The 19,135-nt window shown below is 66.8% G+C and carries 17 protein-coding genes; 11 read left to right on the top strand and 6 right to left on the bottom strand.

Going from position 1 to position 19,135, the window contains the following annotated elements; translation table 11 throughout:
- Together pgi and BPODLACK_RS10060 are read right to left on the bottom strand one after the other, a co-directional pair.
- Positions 1–1,378 (bottom strand): glucose-6-phosphate isomerase (gene pgi / locus BPODLACK_RS10065; protein WP_159405192.1); only part of this gene is annotated, 1,378 nt, incomplete at its 3' end.
- Positions 1,379–1,453: 75 nt separating this feature from the next.
- Entirely contained in the window at positions 1,454–1,813 is a 360-nt protein-coding gene (locus tag BPODLACK_RS10060; protein WP_006436126.1) for a chorismate mutase, read from the bottom strand.
- Positions 1,814–1,913: 100 nt separating this feature from the next.
- On the opposite strand from BPODLACK_RS10060, the gene BPODLACK_RS10055 reads away from it, so the two are divergent.
- Positions 1,914–3,725: a hypothetical protein gene (locus tag BPODLACK_RS10055; RefSeq protein WP_040004701.1), complete on the top strand. Its 1,812-nt coding sequence runs from the start codon at positions 1,914–1,916 to the stop codon at positions 3,723–3,725.
- Position 3,726: 1 nt separating this feature from the next.
- Here BPODLACK_RS10055 and BPODLACK_RS10050 read toward each other — a convergent pair whose 3' ends face one another.
- On the bottom strand, positions 3,727–5,283 hold the full coding sequence (locus BPODLACK_RS10050; RefSeq protein WP_006436128.1) for a hypothetical protein: 1,557 nt from the start codon (positions 5,281–5,283) through the stop codon (positions 3,727–3,729).
- A 194-nt stretch (positions 5,284–5,477) separates the two neighbouring features.
- Between BPODLACK_RS10050 and BPODLACK_RS10045 the strand changes: the two genes are divergently transcribed.
- Positions 5,478–7,991, top strand: coding sequence for a UvrD-helicase domain-containing protein (locus BPODLACK_RS10045; protein WP_006436129.1), 2,514 nt, complete (start codon positions 5,478–5,480; stop codon positions 7,989–7,991).
- Positions 7,992–8,158: 167 nt separating this feature from the next.
- Here BPODLACK_RS10045 and BPODLACK_RS10040 read toward each other — a convergent pair whose 3' ends face one another.
- Positions 8,159–9,304, bottom strand: coding sequence for a M23 family metallopeptidase (locus BPODLACK_RS10040; protein WP_040004702.1), 1,146 nt, complete (start codon positions 9,302–9,304; stop codon positions 8,159–8,161).
- Between the two features lie 447 nt (positions 9,305–9,751).
- Here BPODLACK_RS10040 and sucC point away from each other — a divergent pair, with 447 nt between their 5' ends.
- Together sucC and sucD are read left to right on the top strand one after the other, a co-directional pair.
- Positions 9,752–10,915: an ADP-forming succinate--CoA ligase subunit beta gene (gene sucC / locus BPODLACK_RS10035; RefSeq protein WP_006436131.1), complete on the top strand. Its 1,164-nt coding sequence runs from the start codon at positions 9,752–9,754 to the stop codon at positions 10,913–10,915.
- Positions 10,916–10,928: 13 nt separating this feature from the next.
- Positions 10,929–11,831: a succinate--CoA ligase subunit alpha gene (sucD, locus tag BPODLACK_RS10030; RefSeq protein WP_006436132.1), complete on the top strand. Its 903-nt coding sequence runs from the start codon at positions 10,929–10,931 to the stop codon at positions 11,829–11,831.
- A gap of 72 nt (positions 11,832–11,903) precedes the next feature.
- On the opposite strand, the gene BPODLACK_RS10025 is transcribed toward sucD, so the two are convergent.
- Positions 11,904–12,947, bottom strand: a complete 1,044-nt coding sequence (locus BPODLACK_RS10025) for a GmrSD restriction endonuclease domain-containing protein (protein WP_006436133.1) — start codon at positions 12,945–12,947, stop codon at positions 11,904–11,906.
- A 199-nt stretch (positions 12,948–13,146) separates the two neighbouring features.
- Here BPODLACK_RS10025 and BPODLACK_RS10020 point away from each other — a divergent pair, with 199 nt between their 5' ends.
- The gene (locus BPODLACK_RS10020; RefSeq protein ID WP_006436134.1) at positions 13,147–13,791 is read left to right on the top strand and encodes a hypothetical protein; all 645 of its coding nucleotides are present in this window, start codon (positions 13,147–13,149) and stop codon (positions 13,789–13,791) included.
- The gene (locus tag BPODLACK_RS10015) at positions 13,788–14,264 is read left to right on the top strand and encodes an RDD family protein (RefSeq protein ID WP_006436135.1); all 477 of its coding nucleotides are present in this window, start codon (positions 13,788–13,790) and stop codon (positions 14,262–14,264) included. Before BPODLACK_RS10020 ends, BPODLACK_RS10015 begins: the two co-directional genes overlap by 4 nt.
- On the opposite strand, the gene BPODLACK_RS10010 is transcribed toward BPODLACK_RS10015, so the two are convergent.
- A complete protein-coding gene (locus BPODLACK_RS10010) occupies positions 14,248–14,712 on the bottom strand; it encodes an SRPBCC family protein (protein WP_006436136.1) in 465 nt (154 codons plus the stop codon). The two genes, BPODLACK_RS10015 and BPODLACK_RS10010, sit on opposite strands and share 17 nt — an antisense overlap.
- Positions 14,713–14,823: 111 nt before the next feature.
- Between BPODLACK_RS10010 and BPODLACK_RS10005 the strand changes: the two genes are divergently transcribed.
- From BPODLACK_RS10005 to BPODLACK_RS09985, 5 genes are all read left to right on the top strand, one after another.
- A complete protein-coding gene (locus tag BPODLACK_RS10005; protein ID WP_159405191.1) occupies positions 14,824–16,299 on the top strand; it encodes a carboxyl transferase domain-containing protein in 1,476 nt (491 codons plus the stop codon).
- Complete coding sequence (locus tag BPODLACK_RS10000; protein ID WP_006436138.1) at positions 16,296–16,694, top strand: NUDIX hydrolase; 399 nt, start codon at positions 16,296–16,298, stop codon at positions 16,692–16,694. Before BPODLACK_RS10005 ends, BPODLACK_RS10000 begins: the two co-directional genes overlap by 4 nt.
- Positions 16,695–17,099: 405 nt before the next feature.
- Entirely contained in the window at positions 17,100–18,449 is a 1,350-nt protein-coding gene (locus BPODLACK_RS09995; RefSeq protein ID WP_006436140.1) for a WXG100 family type VII secretion target, read from the top strand.
- A gap of 11 nt (positions 18,450–18,460) precedes the next feature.
- The gene (locus tag BPODLACK_RS09990) at positions 18,461–18,754 is read left to right on the top strand and encodes a hypothetical protein (RefSeq protein ID WP_006436141.1); all 294 of its coding nucleotides are present in this window, start codon (positions 18,461–18,463) and stop codon (positions 18,752–18,754) included.
- Positions 18,751–19,056, top strand: a complete 306-nt coding sequence (locus BPODLACK_RS09985) for a hypothetical protein (protein WP_006436142.1) — start codon at positions 18,751–18,753, stop codon at positions 19,054–19,056. The genes BPODLACK_RS09990 and BPODLACK_RS09985 overlap by 4 nt, the downstream gene beginning before the upstream one ends.
- Positions 19,057–19,135 lie beyond the last annotated feature (79 nt).

The following is a 19,135-nucleotide window of genomic DNA, read 5'->3' as shown; positions in this document are numbered from 1 at the left end:
TCTCGGAGGCCGTCTTGCCGAACGCGAGCACCTTGGTCTGCGCGAAGTAGTTGCTCATCAGCAGGTCGTGCATCGAACCCGATCCGTCGGGACCGGCGGGCAGGTCGTCGGTGGGTTCGGCGAAGCCGATGAAGTCGGCCGGCACGATCCGCGTGCCCTGATGCAGCAGCTGATAGAACGCGTGCTGGCCGTTGGTTCCCGGCTCGCCCCAGAAGATCTCGCCGGTGTCGGTGGTGACGTGGTGTCCGCTCGCGGTCACCGACTTGCCGTTGGACTCCATGGTGAGCTGCTGCAGGTAGGCGGCGAAGCGTGCCATGTCGTTGCTGTAGGGGAGGACCGCCCGGGTGTCGATGTCCCAGAAGTTGTTGTACCAGAGGCCGATCAGGCCCAGGATGACCGGCGCATTCTGCTCGAGCGGCTGGGTGCGGAAGTGTTCGTCGACGATGTGGAAGCCGTCGAGGAACTCGGCGAAACGCTCCTTGCCGATCGCCGCCATCACCGACAGTCCGATCGCCGAGTCCACGGAATAGCGTCCGCCGACCCAGTCCCAGAAGCCGAACATGTGGGAGGTGTCGATCCCGAACCTCGCCACCTCGTCGGCATTGGTGCTCACGGCGACGAAATGCTTTGCCACCGCCTCGGACCCGGCATCGAGGGCCTCGAGCAGCCAGCTCCGTGCGGCGGCGGCGTTGGTCAGCGTCTCGAGGGTGGTGAAGGTCTTCGACGCGATGATGAACAGCGTGGTCTCGGGGTCGAGCCCGTCGAGGGTGCCGACCATGTCGGCCGGATCGACGTTGGAGACGAAGTGGCAGCGGATCCCGGCGTCGACGTAGTGGCGGAGAGCCTGGTACACCATGACCGGCCCCAGGTCCGACCCGCCGATGCCGATGTTCACGACGTCGGTGATGCGTTTTCCGGTGTGGCCCTTCCACTCTCCGCTGCGAAGACGGTCGGTGAACTCGCCCATCCGGGTGAGGACCTCGTGCACGTCGGCCACCACGTCCTGCCCGTCGACGGTCAGGGTGGCGTCGGCCGGGAGCCGAAGGGCGGTGTGCAGGACGGCCCGGTCCTCGGAGGTGTTGATGTGCGCGCCGGCGAACATGTCGTCGCGGCTCTCCTCGAGTCCGACCTCGCGGGTCAGGCTCATCAGCAGTTCGAGTGTCTCCCGCGTCACCCGATGCTTGGAGTAGTCGATGTGGAGATCGCCGACGTCGACGGTCAGATCGCGGCCGCGCGCAGGATCGAGCGCGAACACCTCGCGCAGATGAAGTGCGTACACATGCGGTTGGTGTGCGGCGAGAGCCTGCCAGGACTGCGTTGCGGTGATGTCGCCGTGGTCGGTGCCGGTGAAGTCGCTCCCGGTTGCCTGCGTGCTCATGACACCCAACCCTATGTGTTCGGCGTCCCCACCGCGACGCTCGTCACAGCCGTCGGCACAACTTCACGATCGCGGTCAGCGTCCGAGCGGACCCCGCCCGAGCCGGAGCAGGAGCATCGCGAGGGTGTGACCTTCTTTGCCGAGATCGGCGAAACGATCGAGGACCTTCACCTCGCGGCTGTGCACGAGTCGCGGACCGCCCGACGCCATCCGCGCGGCGCCGATCTTCTTCGAGACCGCCGAGCGTCGTTTGACCGCACCGAGGATGACGGCGTCGAGCCGGTCGATCTCCAGACGCAGTTCGTCGATGTCGTCCGGCAGGTCATCGACGTCGGAGGTGAGCTGGTACTTCTCGAGATCGATCGTGTTCTCGAAGGACGTCCCCGTCGATTGCTGGGGTTCGTCGGATCCGGAGCTCGGGCTGCGATCGGTCACGGCCTGATTTTGCCACGTCGCACCGATCCGACCTGCAGGTACCCGAGCGGACCCGGCACCCCCCGATGTGCTCGCGGTCGCCACATGGAGACTGGAGCGCATGCTCAATGCGCGCATGATGTCGATGATCGCGGTGGCCCTGATCGCCGGACAGCTGATCATCCGGGGGTGGCTCGTCGCGACCGGGAACTTCTACTGGGACGATCTGGTGCTGATCGCCCGGGCCTCGTCGAACCCGATCCTCTCCTGGGAGTACCTCGGGCACAGTCACGACGGCCATTTCATGCCGGCGGCCTTCCTGCTGTCCGGAGTGGCCACGTGGCTGGCGCCGGTCAACTGGGTGGCCCCGGCCCTGACGCTGATCGTGCTGCAGGCCATCGCGTCGATCGCGGTGTGGCGGATGATCCGCGTCATCGCGCCCGCGGCCCGGGCCGGCGCGCTGGTGGCGCTGGCGTTCTATCTGTTCAGTCCGATGACGGTGCCCGCCTTCGCGTGGTGGGCGGCGGGCCTCAACACCCTGCCGATGCAGGCGGCGCTGGCCTGGATCGTCGCCGACGCCGTGGGACTCGCACGCGGTGACGTCGACCCGGCCCGACGCCGCGCCGTGTGGATCCGGTCGACGGTGGTCTTCGTGGTCGCACTGGCCTTCTTCGAGAAGTCGCTGTTCATCCTCCCGATCGCATTCGTGGCCGCGGTCCTGGCGAACGGCAGTGGGCGACGCTCGCTGACGTCGACCCTGCGCGCCGGCCGCGAGCTGTGGGCGTCGCTCGCGGTGATCACCGCGATCTGGACCGTCGTGTACTTCGTCACCGCCGATCCGACCGCGGGCAACCACTCGGTCGAACAGACCGCCCGGCTGGTGTGGCGTTCGGTGAACCACGCCATCGTGCCGTCGCTGGTCGGTGGCCCGTGGGAGTGGGACCGGTGGACGCCGAGCCCGCCCACCGGGTTCCCCGCGACGTGGATGATCGTCGCCGGCTGGGTGGTCCTGGCCGCGGTCGCCGGGTGGGCGGTGACCCGGGCGCGCGGGGCGGTGCCGATCGTGGCCTTCGCGGCGCTGTACGCGGTCGCTGCGCAGATTCCGGTGATGTGGAATCGGTCGAGCCCGGAGACCGCGCTCGAGCTCGCCCAGCACATGCGGTATCTCCCCGACACCGCGCTCGTGTTCGCCATCGCGATCGCGCTGCTGGTCGGCGTCCGGCCGACGAATGCCCGGCCGACCGATGCGCAGCCGGACCGCCACGCTGCCGAGGAGACGTCGCCGACGGTGCTCCTCCTGCCCGCTGTCGGTGCGCTGGCCATGGTGTCGGCGCTCGTCTCGCTCGTGTCGTTCTCGGCGTCGTGGCGTGACAACCCGACCGGCGACTACCTCGACGCGGCGGTCGCCACCCTGCACGACAACGCCGACGCGACGCTGCTGGATCAGTCCGTCCCGCTGGAGATCCTGCAGCCGGTCGTCTACCCGGACAACCAGATCAGCCGCATCTTCGGTCGAGTCGACCCGCGGCCGGTCTTCGGCACGAGTACCGACCGCCTCCTCGTCCTGGACACCGCGGGCAACGCAGTGCCCGGCGGGGTGACCCAACGCCGGCTCGTCACCGCCGGAAAGGGCAGCTGCGCCCGGCCCGAGATCTCCGGACCGTCACGTCTGGAACTCGACGGCCCGCTGTTCCGCTGGCCGTGGACGGTCGCCCTCAGTTATTGCGCCACCCGCGACGGCGAGATCGAGATGAAGCTCGACGGCGGCCGGGCGGTGCGCGTACCGGTCCGGTCGGGGCTCGGCTCGATCTACGTCCGCCTCGACGGCGGCGGCGACGCGATCTCGGTGCGTCCGGTGACCGCGGGGCTGCGACTCCACACCGGCGCCGGCCGGGTCGGCGAAGCGGTCGAGGCGCGCTTCGCCGGCGGCTGACCTACTCGTAGAAGTACGCGGTGACGTTGTCGGTCTGTCCCTCGGAGTCGATCAGCGAACGCAGCGCCGACGCGGTCTCCGGCTCGTTGACGAAGTAGACGACCTTCACGTCCCCTGCGGCCTTCACCTGCTCGCCGATCTGCTTCTTGAGGACCGCGGTCCCCTCCCAGCTCGGGTCGAAGCTGCCGGCACTGATGTGCTCTTTGTAACCGGGACCGAAGGTGACGTGCAGGTTGCCATCGGTGCCGATGCCGTCGAAGAGATACTCACCGCGCTTCACCGCGTAGTAGCTGGGCAGACCGGTGATGCCGGCGCCGTAGCGCGCCTGCTCGGGGCTCTTGTTCCCGGTGCGGACGTAGACGACCTCGGTGTTGGTCTGCTTCTCGTTGTCGTCGATGAGTTTGTTGAGGTCGGCCTCGGTGGTGTCGAGGAACGCCAGGTAGGTGTATGCCGAACGCGGACCGATCGACGAGTTCGCCGGCAGGTTGGTCGCGGTGCATCGCGTCGTGGCGGTGCGGCCGAAGTCGACGCGCACGACCGGCTTGCACTCGCCGCCCAGTGCGCCCGCGGGGCGGCCGCCGACGGCGAAGTTCAGGGTCATGCCGTAGTTGAAGTGACCCGTGACGTCGTCGGCCCACGGGATGCCGGAGACGGAGAAGTCGTAGGCGCAGGCCACGGTGGTGCACTCGCCGACCAGTCGCGGGGTGACCACCGGTTGCTTGGCCCACAGGCCCGGCGCCGGCGCCGACACCAGATCGCCGACGAGGGCACGCTGATTGGCGAACACCTTCTGGGCCTGGTCGGCGGGCTGCAGGCTCACCGAGGTGTCGATGTCGTAGGTCGCCGAGCCCTGCTTGGACTGACCCTTGACGTTGGTGACGTTCTTGGTCTCCGGATCGAAGGTGACCTCCCAGCCGCCGATCTTCACCTTGTTGTCGCCGATGAACTCGATGGGCGGGTCGCTCGTCGGCCACCGGCGGGCGTCGGGCGTGCCCTTGTTCGGGGTGGGGAGCTCGGCGCCGAGCTGCGGTTCGGAATCGGATTCCACGTTGCCGATGTCGCCGGCGAGGTTGTCCGGGCCGAGGATGGTGCCGAAGCGCGGGAGGCTGGTGAAGCGGGTCGACGCCCACTTGTTGTCCAGCGGCGCCATGTCGAGGTTCAGCTTCTCGTCGGCGACGAGCAGCTCGTTCCACAGGGCGTTGGGCGCGCTGATGAAGGGGTTGTTGCTGATCTGGCGGTACTCACCCTGCTCGGATCCGAGCGACACCGTGCCCTCGGCGGTGTTCGACGTCGTCACGATGAGGTCGCTGAACTCGACCGTGCCCTCGCCGCGGGCGTCCTCGTACTTGTAGGCGACCTTGCCGGTGTACTTGGCCGCGGGGCTCGTCGCCATCTTGAAGAGCACCTCGTCGAGGCTCTTCTGGCCGCGGAACGCGGCGGTGGGTTCGACCGTGCCCGCACTGCTGAACGGCACGAACGACAGGATCAGGGCCACGGCGAGTGCCAGTGCTCCGACGACCATCACGATGGCGGCGGGGACAATGGACGGTCTCTTCATGGTCGCCTCTTTCGGTCGACGAGGCATGGATCCGCATCGACGGGCGCCCCGAGCCAGTGATACCGGGTCATCGTAGCCGCGGGAACAGGCGTCTCGGGTGTCAACGCACGGGGCGGTCGAGCGATCGGACGACGGGCGTTCGGGCACATGGCCTGCGGAGAGGTGTCGGTGCGGGCGGGTAGCCTGGACTACCGATGAACAGCTCTTCTTCTGCCCCTCTCCTCGCCGGTCGTACGTCTTCCTCCTCCTCGGGGACGGCTGCCGCCGACGACCGTGTCGCGCGCCTGCTCGAGGGCCTCAATCCACAGCAGCGCGCGGCGGTGCTCCACGCGGGCTCACCGCTGCTGATCGTGGCGGGTGCGGGGTCGGGCAAGACCTCGGTGCTGACCCGCCGAATCGCCTACCTGCTGGCGGCGCGCGACGTCACGCCCGGGCAGATCCTGGCCATCACCTTCACCAACAAGGCCGCCGCCGAGATGCGCGAGCGGGTGATCGACCTCGTCGGCCCGCGGGCGGCCTACATGTGGGTGTCGACCTTCCACTCCACGTGCGTTCGCATCCTGCGGGCACAGTCGGGGCTGCTGGAGTCGATGAACTCCAACTTCTCCATCTACGACGCCGACGACTCGAAGCGGTTGCTGGGCATGATCATCCGCGACCTCGATCTGGACCCGAAGAAGTTCAGTCCGCGTGGCGTCTCGGTGGCCATCTCGAACTTCAAGAACGAGCTGATCTCGCCCGACGGGGCGGCGGCCGCGGTCAACGAGGACGACCTCGCCGCGGCGACGATCGCCCGCATCTTCGCGGAGTACCAGCGCCGGCTGCGGGCGGCGAATGCGTTCGACTTCGACGATCTCATCGGCGAGACCGTCGCGCTGCTGCAGCGGCACCCGCAGGTGGCCGAATACTACCGGCGCCGGTTCCGCCACGTCCTCGTCGACGAGTACCAGGACACCAACCACGCCCAGTACGTACTCATCCGCGAACTGGTGGGCGAGCAGACCACGGCGAGCGGACTCGAACCGTCGGAGCTGTGCGTCGTGGGTGACGCCGACCAGTCGATCTACGCCTTCCGCGGTGCCACGATCCGCAACATCGAAGAGTTCGAGCGCGACTTCACCAACGCCGAAACCGTTCTGCTCGAACAGAACTACCGCTCGACGCAGACCATCCTGTCGGCGGCCAACGCGGTCATCGCGCGCAACACCAACCGCCGCGAGAAGAAGCTGTGGACCGACTCCGGCGACGGCGAGCTCATCGTCGGCTACGTCGCCGACTCCGATCGCGAGGAGTCGACGTTCATCGCCAAGGAGATCGAGGAAATCACCGACTACTCGATCGGCGGCAGTTCGAGCCACAAGTACTCCGACATCGCGGTTTTCTACCGCACCAACACCGGCTCACGTGCGATCGAGGAGGTGTTCGTCCGCCACGGCATCCCGTACAAGGTGGTCGGCGGCACCAAGTTCTATGAGCGCAAGGAAGTCCGGGACGTGGTCGCCTACCTGAGGGTGATCGCCAACCCGGATGACTCGGTGAGCCTGCGACGCATTCTCAACACCCCCCGTCGCGGCATCGGCGATCGCGCCGAGGCCTGTGTCGCCGTGCATTCGGAGAACACCGGACGGAGTTTCTACGAGTCGCTGATCGACGCCTCCGAGGGCAAGGTCGCGTTGCTGAACACGCGCGCGGTCAAGCAGATCGGTGGCTTCGTCGAACTCATCGAGGGTCTGCGCGCCGACTTCCTCACACATTTCGGTGACTCCGACACCGAGGACGCCGACACCGCCTTCCTCGACGCCACCGAGGAGTCCGCCGACATCGGTGAACTCGTCGACGCCATCGTCGAACGAACCGGTTACCGTGCCGAGCTGGAGGCGTCGAACGATCCCCAGGACGGCGCACGGCTCGACAACATCAACGAACTCGTCGCCGTCGCCCGGGAATTCAGTGCCGACGCCGCCCAGATCGACCTGGAGGCCGACGAGGATCCGTCCATCGAGAGCGATCGCGAGGGCGAGCCGGAACCCGGTTCTCTCGCAGCGTTCCTCGAACGTGTCTCGCTGGTCGCCGACGCCGACCAGGTGCCCGACGAGGGTGACGGCGTCGTCACCATGATGACGCTGCACACCGCGAAGGGTCTCGAGTTCCCGGTCGTGTTCGTGACCGGTTGGGAGGACGGGCATTTCCCGCACATGCGCGCTCTCGGCGATCCGGCCGAACTGAGTGAGGAGCGTCGTCTCGCCTACGTCGGCATCACGCGCGCCAAGCAGCGTCTGTATCTGACCCGGTCGGTCACCCGCGCATCGTGGGGGCAGCCGGTGTCGAATCCGGAATCCCGCTTCCTGCAAGAGATCCCGCAGCATCTGATCGACTGGCGACGCACCGAGCCGCGTCGTTCGGCGCGTGGCTTCGGCGGGTCGTCGGGCGGGGTGTTCGGACGCGACGGCTCGTTCTCGGGCTCGGGTTCGGGTGGTTCGTCGTTCGGCCGCGGCCGGTCGTCGTACTCCTCCGACCCCGCGCGCGGACGGAACAAGCAGGTGCACTTCGACATCGGCGATCGGCACAACCACCCCAAGTACGGCATGGGCAAGGTCGTGGCCAAGGAGGGGAGTGGCGCCACCGAACGTGTCACCATCGACTACGGCGGCAGCGCCGGACGCGTCACCCTGCTGACCGCGGGCGGAATCCCGGGGGAGAAGCTCTAGGAAGTAGTGCGGCGGCCCTTCGAGGCTCGTCGCTTACGCTCCTCGCACCTCAGGGAGCGAGAATGGGCGTGCGCTATCGCTACTGAGGGGGCGAGAATGGGCGTGCGCTATCGCTACTGAGGCAGCGAGAGGGCGTGCGCCTCAGACGGGCAGCTGTCGGAGAAAATCTAGCCGGTGTAGCCGGAGAGCTTGACGCCCTTGGCGGCGAGCCACGGCATCGGGTCGATCTTGGTGTTGCCGTTCTTCCACACCTCGAAGTGGAGGTGCGGGCCGAACGAGAAGCCCTCGTTGCCGACGAGCGCGATGACATCGCCCGCGGTGACGTGCTGGCCTTCGCTGACGAGGACGCCCGACGAGGACATGTGGCCGTACATGGTGACCGTGCCGTCGTCGGCGCGGATCTGGACCCAGTGGCCGTATCCGGAGGCCGGTTCGGCCTTGATGACGACGCCGTCGGTCGCCGCGTGGATGGGCGTCCCGAGCGGAGCGGCCATGTCGATGCCGCCGTGCATGGTGCCCCAGCGCATCGCGAAGGCGGAGGTGAAGTCGTACTTGCCGAGCGGGATCGGCGAGGCGAAGAGCGGGCGACGAGCCAGGGCCTCGCGCTGCGCCTCGTCGGCGGCCATCTTGGCGCCGACGCCGAGCTGACCGGTGAAGACGTTCATCTGGTCGGTCACCGGCGATGCCGTGGCCACTCCCGGACCGAGGTCGACGGGGGCGGCGGCGTCGTTGACCGCTGCTGCGTTCACCGGTGCCGTCGCGGGCGCGTCCTCGGTGGCACCGACCTGAGAGACGGCGGCGACGGCTGCGCCCGCTGCCATGGCGATCAGAGCGGCGCGACCGCCCTTGAGGGCGTTCGGCGGTGCCGCGATGCGATGCTTGCCGCCACGACGGACGCGCTGGCCGGCCGGGTTCGTGCGGAACGGGCGGAGTGCGGAGTCCGTGTCGGACTCGTCATCGATGAGGATGTCCAGTTCGGCGCCATCGACGTCGAACGGCTCGTCGTGTTCGTACTGATCGAACTCGTGCTCGGGGATCAGGATGTCCTGAGTGATCTCCGAGTGGGTCGGGCGGTAGTAGCCCTTCCAGGACGAGGGCGTCCAAGTGGTCTCGTCGGACGGTGTCCGGGTGGCGGAGGAAGACGAGTCGGAGGTGTCGTAACCGAAGTCGTAGTCGCTGAGGTCGTAGTCCGTGTCCTCGTCGACGACGGGGATGATGGTGGTCATCTCTTTTGCTCTGATGTCCTCGACCAACCCGCCCGATCGGACGCGGCTCGATCCGCGTGAGACTCCGGGTACCGCCAAATCGTCCACCTCATCTCTTCGCTGCCGCGGATCCGAAATCATCGTCCGTAATCCTTTTGTGACCAATCGCTGAAGCCGACGGTAACGAAATGATTGCGGCAAGTCCAACCCTAGAAAGCCGCTAACCGGAAATTTGTGAGCTGAGTCACAAGACTTTTCCAACTTCGTCAGATCGTCGAATTGCTGGTTTGCCGACCTGCATGAGGTGGCTCGCCGGCATCGTCGCCGCGATCGATTCAACACTGTGTGCGAAAGGCGTGCCCCGTCGGGTCTGGGGGACGGCAGATGTGCCAGGTGAGACGTATCGCGACGTACCCGGGAGTAAGTTCGGACCGAGCGAGTGATCTGTCGCACAAGGGCAGGGTGCGCGCTAAAGGGCGATCCAGTACGGGTTTAGAGTCCGATATGGCCCGCGTTACACCCTTAAGCGGGCAAATCTACGAGATGGTGAGCTGAATGGATCTCTTCGAATACCAGGCGAAGGAACTGTTCGCCAAGCACGGGGTTCCCACCACACCCGGTCGGGTGACCGATGATGCCGCCGACGCGCGGGCGATCGCCGAGGAAATCGGCAAGCCTGTGATGATCAAGGCGCAGGTCAAGACCGGCGGACGTGGCAAGGCCGGCGGCGTGAAGTACGCCGCGACCCCGGACGACGCGCAGTCCCACGCCTCCAACATCCTTGGTCTCGACATCAAGGGTCACATCGTCAAGAAGTTGCTGGTCGCCGAGGCCAGTGACATCGCGGAGGAGTACTACATCTCTTTCCTCCTCGATCGTGCCAACCGCACCTACCTGGCCATGTGCTCGGTCGAGGGCGGCATGGAGATCGAAGAGGTCGCCGCGACCAAGCCCGAGCGCCTCGCCAAGGTCGCCGTCGACGCCGTGAAGGGTGTCGACCTGGAGACCGCCCGCTCCATCGCCGAGCAGGGCCACCTGCCTGCCGAGGTCCTCGACGCAGCCGCGGTCACCATCGCGAAGCTGTGGGAGGTCTTCGTCAAGGAAGACGCTCTCCTCGTCGAGGTCAACCCCCTCGTCCGCACCCCTGACGATCAGATCCTGGCCCTCGACGGCAAGGTCACCCTCGACGCCAACGCCGACTTCCGTCAGCCCGGCCACGAGGAGTTCGAGGACCGCGACGCCACCGATCCCCTGGAGCTCAAGGCCAAGGAGAACGACCTCAACTACGTCAAGCTCGACGGCGAGGTCGGCATCATCGGCAACGGTGCGGGTCTGGTCATGTCGACCCTCGACGTCGTCGCTTACGCCGGTGAGAAGCACAACGGTGTGAAGCCGGCCAACTTCCTCGACATCGGCGGCGGTGCCTCCGCGGAGGTCATGGCTGCCGGCCTGGACGTCATTCTCAACGACGAGCAGGTCAAGAGCGTCTTCGTGAACGTCTTCGGCGGCATCACCGCCTGCGACGCGGTCGCCAACGGCATCGTCGGAGCTCTCGAGAAGCTGGGTTCGGAGGCCAACAAGCCTCTCGTCGTCCGCCTCGACGGCAACAAGGTCGACGAGGGCCGCAAGATCCTGGCCGATGCGAACCACCCGCTGGTCACGCTCGCCGAAACCATGGACTCGGGCGCCGACAAGGCCGCCGAGCTGGCGAGCAAGTAAGGGAGCCCGGAAAATGTCGATCTTTCTGAACAAAGACAACAAGGTCATCGTCCAGGGCATCACCGGCGGTGAGGGCACCAAGCACACCGCTCTGATGCTCAAGGCCGGCACCAACGTCGTCGGCGGCGTGAACGCGCGCAAGGCCGGCACCACGGTGTCGCACGTCGACGCCGACGGCAACAACATCGAACTGCCGGTGTTCGCCTCCGTCGAAGAGGCCATCAAGGAGACCGGGGCCGACACCTCGATCGCCTTCGTGCCGCCGAAGTTCTCCAAGGACGCCATCATCGAGGCGATCGACGCGGAGATCCCGCTGCTGGTCGTCATCACCGAGGGCATCCCGGTGCAGGACAGCGCCTACGCGTGGGCCTACAACGTGGAGAAGGGCGCCAAGACCCGCATCATCGGCCCGAACTGCCCCGGCATCATCACCCCGGGTGAGGCGCTGGTCGGCATCACGCCGAACAACATCACCGGCAAGGGGCCGATCGGTCTGGTCTCCAAGTCGGGCACCCTGACCTACCAGATGATGTACGAGCTGCGCGACCTCGGCTTCTCGACCGCCATCGGTATCGGCGGCGACCCGGTCATCGGCACCACCCACATCGACGCCATCGAGGCGTTCGAGAAGGATCCCGAGACCAAGCTGATCGTGATGATCGGCGAGATCGGTGGCGACGCCGAGGAGCGCGCCGCCGACTACATCAAGGCCAACGTCTCCAAGCCGGTCGTCGGCTACGTCGCGGGCTTCACCGCGCCGGAGGGCAAGACCATGGGTCACGCCGGTGCGATCGTGTCAGGTAGCTCCGGCACCGCACAGGCGAAGAAGGAGGCCCTCGAGGCCGCGGGCGTGAAGGTCGGCAAGACGCCGTCCGAGACCGCCGCGCTGGCACGGGAGCTCTACGAGGCCCTGTAAGTCGTCTCGACACGAAGAACCCGAGCGGGAGTCATCCCGCTCGGGTTTTTTCGTGCGCTCGGATCGGGGTTACTACTCGCAGGCGACGCCGTCGCCGTCTCGGTCGAGCTTGGCGCGGTAGCCGGGCTGTCCGGCGTACAGCGGGGCGGCCCCCGCCGCTCGTGCCGCCGAGCAGTTCGCGTAGTAGGCCGAGGGCGCGTCGGGGGCGGGTGCCTCGGGGGCGTAAAGCCGTGGCGGTGTGTAGGTCGCCTCGGGGAGAGGGGTCGCGGTGGAGGTGCGCGTCTCGGTGCGTTCGGTGGTGGCCGGCGCCGGTGCCGGCGCCGGAGCGGTTGCCCCGCAACCGACCAGCACGCGGGTGATCGCGTCCTTCTCGGCCTGGGTCACCCAGAGCCGGTAGGCGGCCTTCACCTCGACCTGGCGGGCCACGTAGGTACACCGGTAGCCCTTCTCGGGCGGCAGCCAGGTGGCGGCGTCGCCGTCCCCCTTCTTCTGGTTCGTCGGACCGTCGACGGCCTGTAGGTTGCGTGGATCGTTGGCGAAGTCGGCGCGCTGCTGCGGGGAGAGTTGCTGCGCACCTTTCTGCCACGCGTCGGAGAGCGCGACGACGTGATCGATCTGGACCGCCGAGGACGTGTCCTGGCCGCGGACGAACCGGATCGTCGTGCCGGTGTACGGGTCATCGAGCGTGCCCGACAGGACGGCACATCCGTTGGACCCCGGCTTGAGGGTGATGTCGGTCAGGTCGCGGCGCAGGATGTCGTTGCGGGTGTCGCAACCATTGTGTCCGCCGTCGACGGTGACGTCATCGGACCAGGCCTGCCCGAACAGGTCGCGGTCGTACCCGGTCTTGGGTGCGCGTCCCTTGACGGCCAGGGTGCTCAGGGTCTTCAGGGCGTTGTCCGCGGCCGGTACCGAGGCCACGGTGATCACGGGCGAGGGGGTCGGCAGGGGCTCCTCGGTGGTCGCGACGGCTGAGGTCGTCTCGGGCGTCGGTGGTGTCGCGGCCACCGGTTCGGTGAGCCCGCAGCCGGCGGCGGCGAGTGCGAAGGCCGCGACGGGGCCGGCCGCGATCAGCCATCGAGCTTGCGGTGTCGAGCGTGGGACGGATTCGGGCATCGTCGAACAAACCTCTCATAGGACCACTCATCATCATGACGCGCACTTGTCTCGACGGGCCTCGAGCTCCATATCGATCGTGAAGCGGCGTCGTTACACGACCCGCGACGTGACACGATTGCGACGGTCCGCGCCGATCCCCGCGTGCGATAATTCGGCGGTGAACCCAGAGCCGCGGGGCGGTGCGACATCCCAATTGATGAGGGAGTCGCTGCATTTCGCCGGTGTCGTCGTCGACGTCGCCGAGCGTCTGCCCGTCGCGGGCGGAGTCATCGGTGCGGTACGCACCAGGGCGCAGCAGTTCGTCGGCGACACCATCGTGTGGGTCGCCACGACGACGCGGTCGATCCTCGGCGCGGTCATCCGCGAGGTCGTCGAGGTGCTCACCGAAGAGGTGGACCTCACCGATCTCATGCTCAACCACGTCGATCTCGAGCGGCTCATCGCCGAGGTCCTCGCGGTCATAGACCTCGACGCCGTGATCGAGACCGTCGACCTCGATCGTGCTGTCGCGCAGGTGGATCTGATGAAGGCGATCGGCCTGGTCGACCTCGACGAGGTGATCGGGAAGGTCGACCTCGACGCGGTGGCCGCCAAACTCGACATCGATGCGGTCCTCGACCGTGTCGACCTCGTCGAGCTGGCCGAGGAGATCATCGACGGCGTCGACCTCCCCGACATCATCCGCGAGGCCAGCACCTCGGTCACCGCCGACGTGATGACAGACGTGCGCAGCACCAGCGAACGCGCCGACGACGCGGTCGCCAACGCGGTCAACCGATTCCTGCGCCGGCGCGCCGCCGAGACCGTGGACGAACACGGACGGGACGGTGGGGGCGGATGACGGCCGAACCCACACCGGACCACCCGGTGGTGCATCGTGCGCACGCCGTGCAGGACCGGGACAAGAACGCCGGGATCGTGAGTCGCGGTATCGCGGCCTTCCTCGACCTGCTCGTGGTCTGGACGATCCTGGGTGCGTGCTACATGGGTCTCGCGCTGATGAAGTTCGTCATCTCAGTCAGCGAGTTCGACTTCCCCGAGGTCAATCTGTTCTTCACCACAACGGGTTTCGTGGTCACCTCGGTGCTGTATCTGGCCACGTGCTGGGAGGTGTCCGGCCGCACGCTGGGCTCGGTCGTGATGGGCTTGCGGGTGGTCAACGGCAAGGGTGTGCGCGTCCGGCCCTCGGTCGCGGTGCTGCGGGCGCTGCTGTGCACGTTCTTCGCCATCGGTCTGGCGTGGGTGATCGTCGACCGTCGGCGTCGCTCGGTCGCCGACATCGTCTTCCGCACCCGGGTCATCTACTCTCGCTGACCGCTTTCAGCTGTGCCAGGCCCTTCTCGAAGTCCTTGCCGAGCATCTTGTCGAAGAAGCCGAACAGGCCGCCGACGCGGCTGAACAGGGTCTGCTTGCCGACCATCACCCAGGTGACCCGGGTGGCCTCGCCCTGGGGGACGAGTTCGAAGGTGACGGTGTTGGTGGCCTTCATCGGCTTCTCGAAGTCGAGTCGGACCTCGACCTCGCGCGGTGCGTCGACGCGGGTGATCTCCATGGCGCCGCGCCCGGCCTTCTTGTTGCCGGACCACGCGTACTTCGCACCGACCCCCGACTCGGCACCCGAGTACTCCCGATGCAGGTCCGGATCGAGTCCCTCCCAGGGCGACCAGTGGACCCACTGCCGAAAGTCGGTCAGGTACGGGAGGATCGCGGCGGGCGGGGCGTCGACGACGATCGAACGGGTGAAGGTGAAGGTGTCGGCCATGGTGTCTCCTGAGAGCGAGGTGGGGCTGTCGAGAAGTATGACACCGGCGGTGAGCGGAATTCATCGCTTCTCTCCCGGGGCGTGATGCACGAGCGGGATACGGTGTGAGGCATGGGTGAACGGGCACGGCTGTCGGCCGTGGACTTGCGGGACATGATCGTCGACGACGGGTCGTGGGAGTCGTGGGACACCTCGATCGTCCGTCCGGCGGTCACCTCCGACGGCGACGACCGTGCCTATGCCGCCGACCTCGCGCGGGCCCGCGAGCGCAGCGGTTCCGACGAATCTGTGATCACGGGGACCGGGCTGATCGGCGGCCGTCGTGCGGCGATCGTCCTCAGCGAGTTCGGTTTTCTCGGTGGGTCCATCGGCCGCGACGCCGGATCACGCATCGTCGACGCGGTCGGCCGGGCCACCCGTGAAGGGCTGCCTCTGATCGCGTTGCCCGCATCGGGCGGCACCCGCATGCAGGAGGGGACCGCGGCGTTCCTCCAGATGGTCGCGATCACCGGGGCCGTCACCGCGCACAAGGCGGCCGGGCTCCCCTACCTCGTCTACCTGCGGCATCCCACGACCGGTGGGGTTTTCGCCTCCTGGGGGTCCCTCGGCCACGTCACCTGGGCGCAACCCGGTGCCCTCGTCGGGTTTCTCGGGCCCCGCGTCTACGAGGGGCTCTACGGCGAACCGTTCCCCGATGGTGTGCAGACGGCCGAGAACCTCGTCCGCACAACGGTCGTCGACGATGTGGTGGAGCCGGAGGCCCTGGCCGGACGTCTGTCGTCGGTGCTGCGGCTGCTGGCGCTGCATGAGAGCCCGAAGCAGTCGAACACGGTTGATGCGCCGCGCCCGACCCCGGGCCAGGTCGTCGATGCCGAAGACGCCTGGGCGAGTGTCCTCGCCACCCGTGAGCCGAGGCGGGCGGGACTCATCGAGTTCCTTGCCCGGGGTGACTCGGCGGCGCTCTCCGATGCGGGTCCACTTCGCTTCGCGCTGAGCAGTTTCGGTGGCCACGTGGCGCTGGTCGTCGGCTACGACCGGCTGTCCCAGGAGAACGGTGAACTGCCCGGTCCCCGACATCTACGGGAGGCGCGTCGGGCGATCATGGCCGCCGGAGACCTCTCGATCCCGATCGTCACCATCATCGACACGCCAGGTGCGGAACTGTCGGTGGTCGCCGAGGAGGGTGGGCTGGCCGCCCAGATCGCGCGCTGCACAGTCGAATTGATCAAGGTTCCGGTACCGACTGTCTCGGTGATGCTCGGCCAGGGCGCCGGCGGAGCGGCACTGGCGCTGTTTCCGGCGGATTTGCGCGTCGCACGTGCCGACGCGTGGCTGTCGCCGTTACCACCGGAAGGAGCCAGCCTGATCGTCCATCGCGACCTCGATCATGCCGACGAGATGGCCGCGCGCCAGGGCATTCTCGCCGGACGGCTCGCAGCGCAGGGGATGGTCGACGTCATCGTCGACGCGGACTCCGATGCGGACGCGCTGGCCGGGATCCGCGAGGCGATCGGCCGGTATCTCGCGAGTTCGCCGACGCCGGATCCGCGAGCACGCACCCGGGTACCCGCGGCGGACGTGCGATGACCAGGCGCATCGTCGCGGTCGGAGCGGTGCTCACCGACGACGAGGGTCGGGTCCTGCTCATAAAGCGGCGGAACCCGCCGCAGGCCGGGAAGTGGACGATCCCGGGCGGGAAGGTCGAGCCAGGCGAGTCGATCGAAGCCGCCGTCGTCCGGGAGATGGTGGAGGAAACCGGCTTTCGCGTCGAAGTGGGGGAGCTGCTGTGGACCGTCGACATCCCCGGGCCCGACGACGTGGTGTTCGAAGTCCATGACTTCGCCGCGCGGATCGTCTCCGGGACACTGTGTGCCGGCGACGACGCCGCTGACGCCGGATGGTTCACCGCCGACGAGCTGGCCGAGTTGCCGGTGACGCGGGGACTGATCACACACCTCCGCAAGCACGGGGTGCTGGGGTAGGGAACGTTGCACAGCTGTGGACTGAACCAACGGCCTCAATTCCCTCGGAGGTAATCTTCATGGCCTCGGATGTGGTGAGGGGGAGACTTGTCTGTTGAAGTGAATCCGGACAGCCTGAGGGCGGCATCCGGAACGTTGGCTCAGCTGTCTGCGGATATCGACTCGGCTCCGTTCCTCGGTGCTGCCGAGGTCTCAGCCCAGTTGCCTGGGAGCAGCGTTGGGGGTGCTCTCGGTGAGTCGAATGTGGCGAGTACGCGTGCCAAGCGGGTCATCAAAGCGAGGTACGACCAATGTGCAGGCCTTCTGTCCTTGTCGGCGGAGACGTATGTCGACTCTGATGCGGAAGCGGCCGTGCGCATCGCGGGCGTACCCGATATCAACCCCGGCGGTAGACGGTAGCTGTCTATGGTCACACCGGGCGAGGTGCTGGGTTGGAAGATCGACGGCTTGCGAGACGTGTCCACTCGAGCCGCGGAGATTGCCGACGCGTTGGTCGGAACGTCGAAAACCATGCGAGACACCATTTATGAGCTGGCCTGGAGAGGGGATGCGCGGACAGCGGCCGAAGACAGGGCCGAACGTGAGCGGGAGCAGATAGCTGAGGTGGCGGCTGCTTACGACGCTCTTTCCTCCACGACCGCAGGCACGCTCGCGGCGATGTCGCATCCGATATCGGAGATCAGATCTATCATTCAGAATTACGTCGTTCCCCCGGTGGCCCTGTCCGATTCGTGGGTGGTGGACGGTGTCGATGACTGGAACTCCGAAGCAGGACATCAGCTGAGTCGATTGGGGGGTTTGGTTTCGACGCTCGGCGATGCCGACGAGACCTGGGGGGCCAGAATTGCCGAGGCGAACCAGACCCTCTCGACGATGGCACCGGAAGAAACACTCGCATCTGCTCTTGCGGTGATCGAAGATTCGAAGCGTCAGAGCTCCCGCGCGGACCCCGATCGGTTACGCGCGTCTGCGGCAGCATTCGAACGGATATTTGGGCGCGACCCTTCGAGTTCGGTCGACTGGAAGACCGCAGAAGCACTGAATCCGCGAAGTTTCGATCCCAAGTATCAGGGTGTCGGACCTGCAATCAAAGTGGCGCGCATCGAGCCGGTCCCGGGGCAGGGCGTCGTCCGCGCGGCTTTCTACATACCTGCAGCCGAAGTGTTCAACGTTCCGGTCTACGACCTCGGTGACAATCGAGCAGAGGACCCGGACTTCGATCCGGAACACGCACGGGTGGTCACGTACGTGGACTATGAGAACGGCCTGATCATCACACGCCAGAATCCTTCGGTGGATACCACCGGAGAGGTTCGGGTCGGTGAACCCGACGTCATCGCGCAGCAGCGCCCCGACGGTTCGGTCATGATCCAATACGATGCTGTGAATCCATTCGCGCCGCCAGGTTCCTCGATCACGGGACACACGGTCAACGGCACCATCGTCCTCCAGCCGACGAGCGGCAACCCCGGGACCTCTCGGATCATTGCGGGTGGCGAGATCACCGATTATCCGTCAGTGGAGATCTACCAAGACAATTCGGCCGGAAAGTGCCGACCGGTTCTGATCGATGCGGCCGACTCCGGCGGTCCGGCGGGCCCGTTGCTCAACTTGCCGGGATTTCACGAAGTCGGCGGGGGGAAAGCCATGATGGAGCCCTTCAAAGCCGACTTCGACGACCCGGACTGGGAACGGAACAGACCGACGGATCTCGGGGACCCGGACGATCCGCCCACAGTGGTCGTGGTGCGATAGTGTCACGGCCGATGAAACTCTCCGGACTCCTGGCAGATCCCCGGTTCTGGCAGACTGCGACCCTGGCCACGCCCGTCTCGATGGCCGCGTCGATCTTCGTCTTCGTGGCGTTCGCAGGCGTCGCCGATCTTGTTGACTCGTCGTCGGATGCGTCCTCAGGCTGGATGTTCGGTATCGCGGTCGGTGCTCTGATCGTGATTGCCTGCCTGCTGGGATTACGCCGGACTCCCCGGAGTTCTGGAGCCGCTTGCGGTGTGGCGGTCGCAGGACTTCTCGTGGGATACGTGGGGCTGGTGGCCGGGTGACGGCCGCGCAGTCGAAGTATCGCCGTGACGACTGGTTCGGACCGGAGTCATTCGGTGCGGTGGTGATCGGCCTGTTCCTGATGTCCTTGCCCTACACCGGATTGGCCCCGCGGGAAGCGGTGTGGTTGATCGTCACGCCACCACTCGCGGGTATAGCCCTCGTCGCGCTGAGCGCGACGCCGGTTCGAGGTACGCGTACCGTCCGACGCGTCGGAACAGGCCTCCTCGCGGCGGGTGCCGGAGCCATCATCTCGATACCCGCCCTTGTGGCCGGGGCTGCGCTGGGATCGGCCATCGCGTGAACAGCGATGCGCACCGGATGACGGTGTGGGTGAACACGGCCGGTGGTGCCCGTTGCCCATCGTGTGGAAGATGGGGGAC

Origin of the sequence: Gordonia sp. YY1, from assembly GCF_009872315.1 — a bacterium.
Classification (GTDB): Bacteria; Actinomycetota; Actinomycetes; order Mycobacteriales; family Mycobacteriaceae; genus Gordonia; species Gordonia amicalis.
This window is presented reverse-complemented; position numbering and strand designations above follow the sequence as displayed.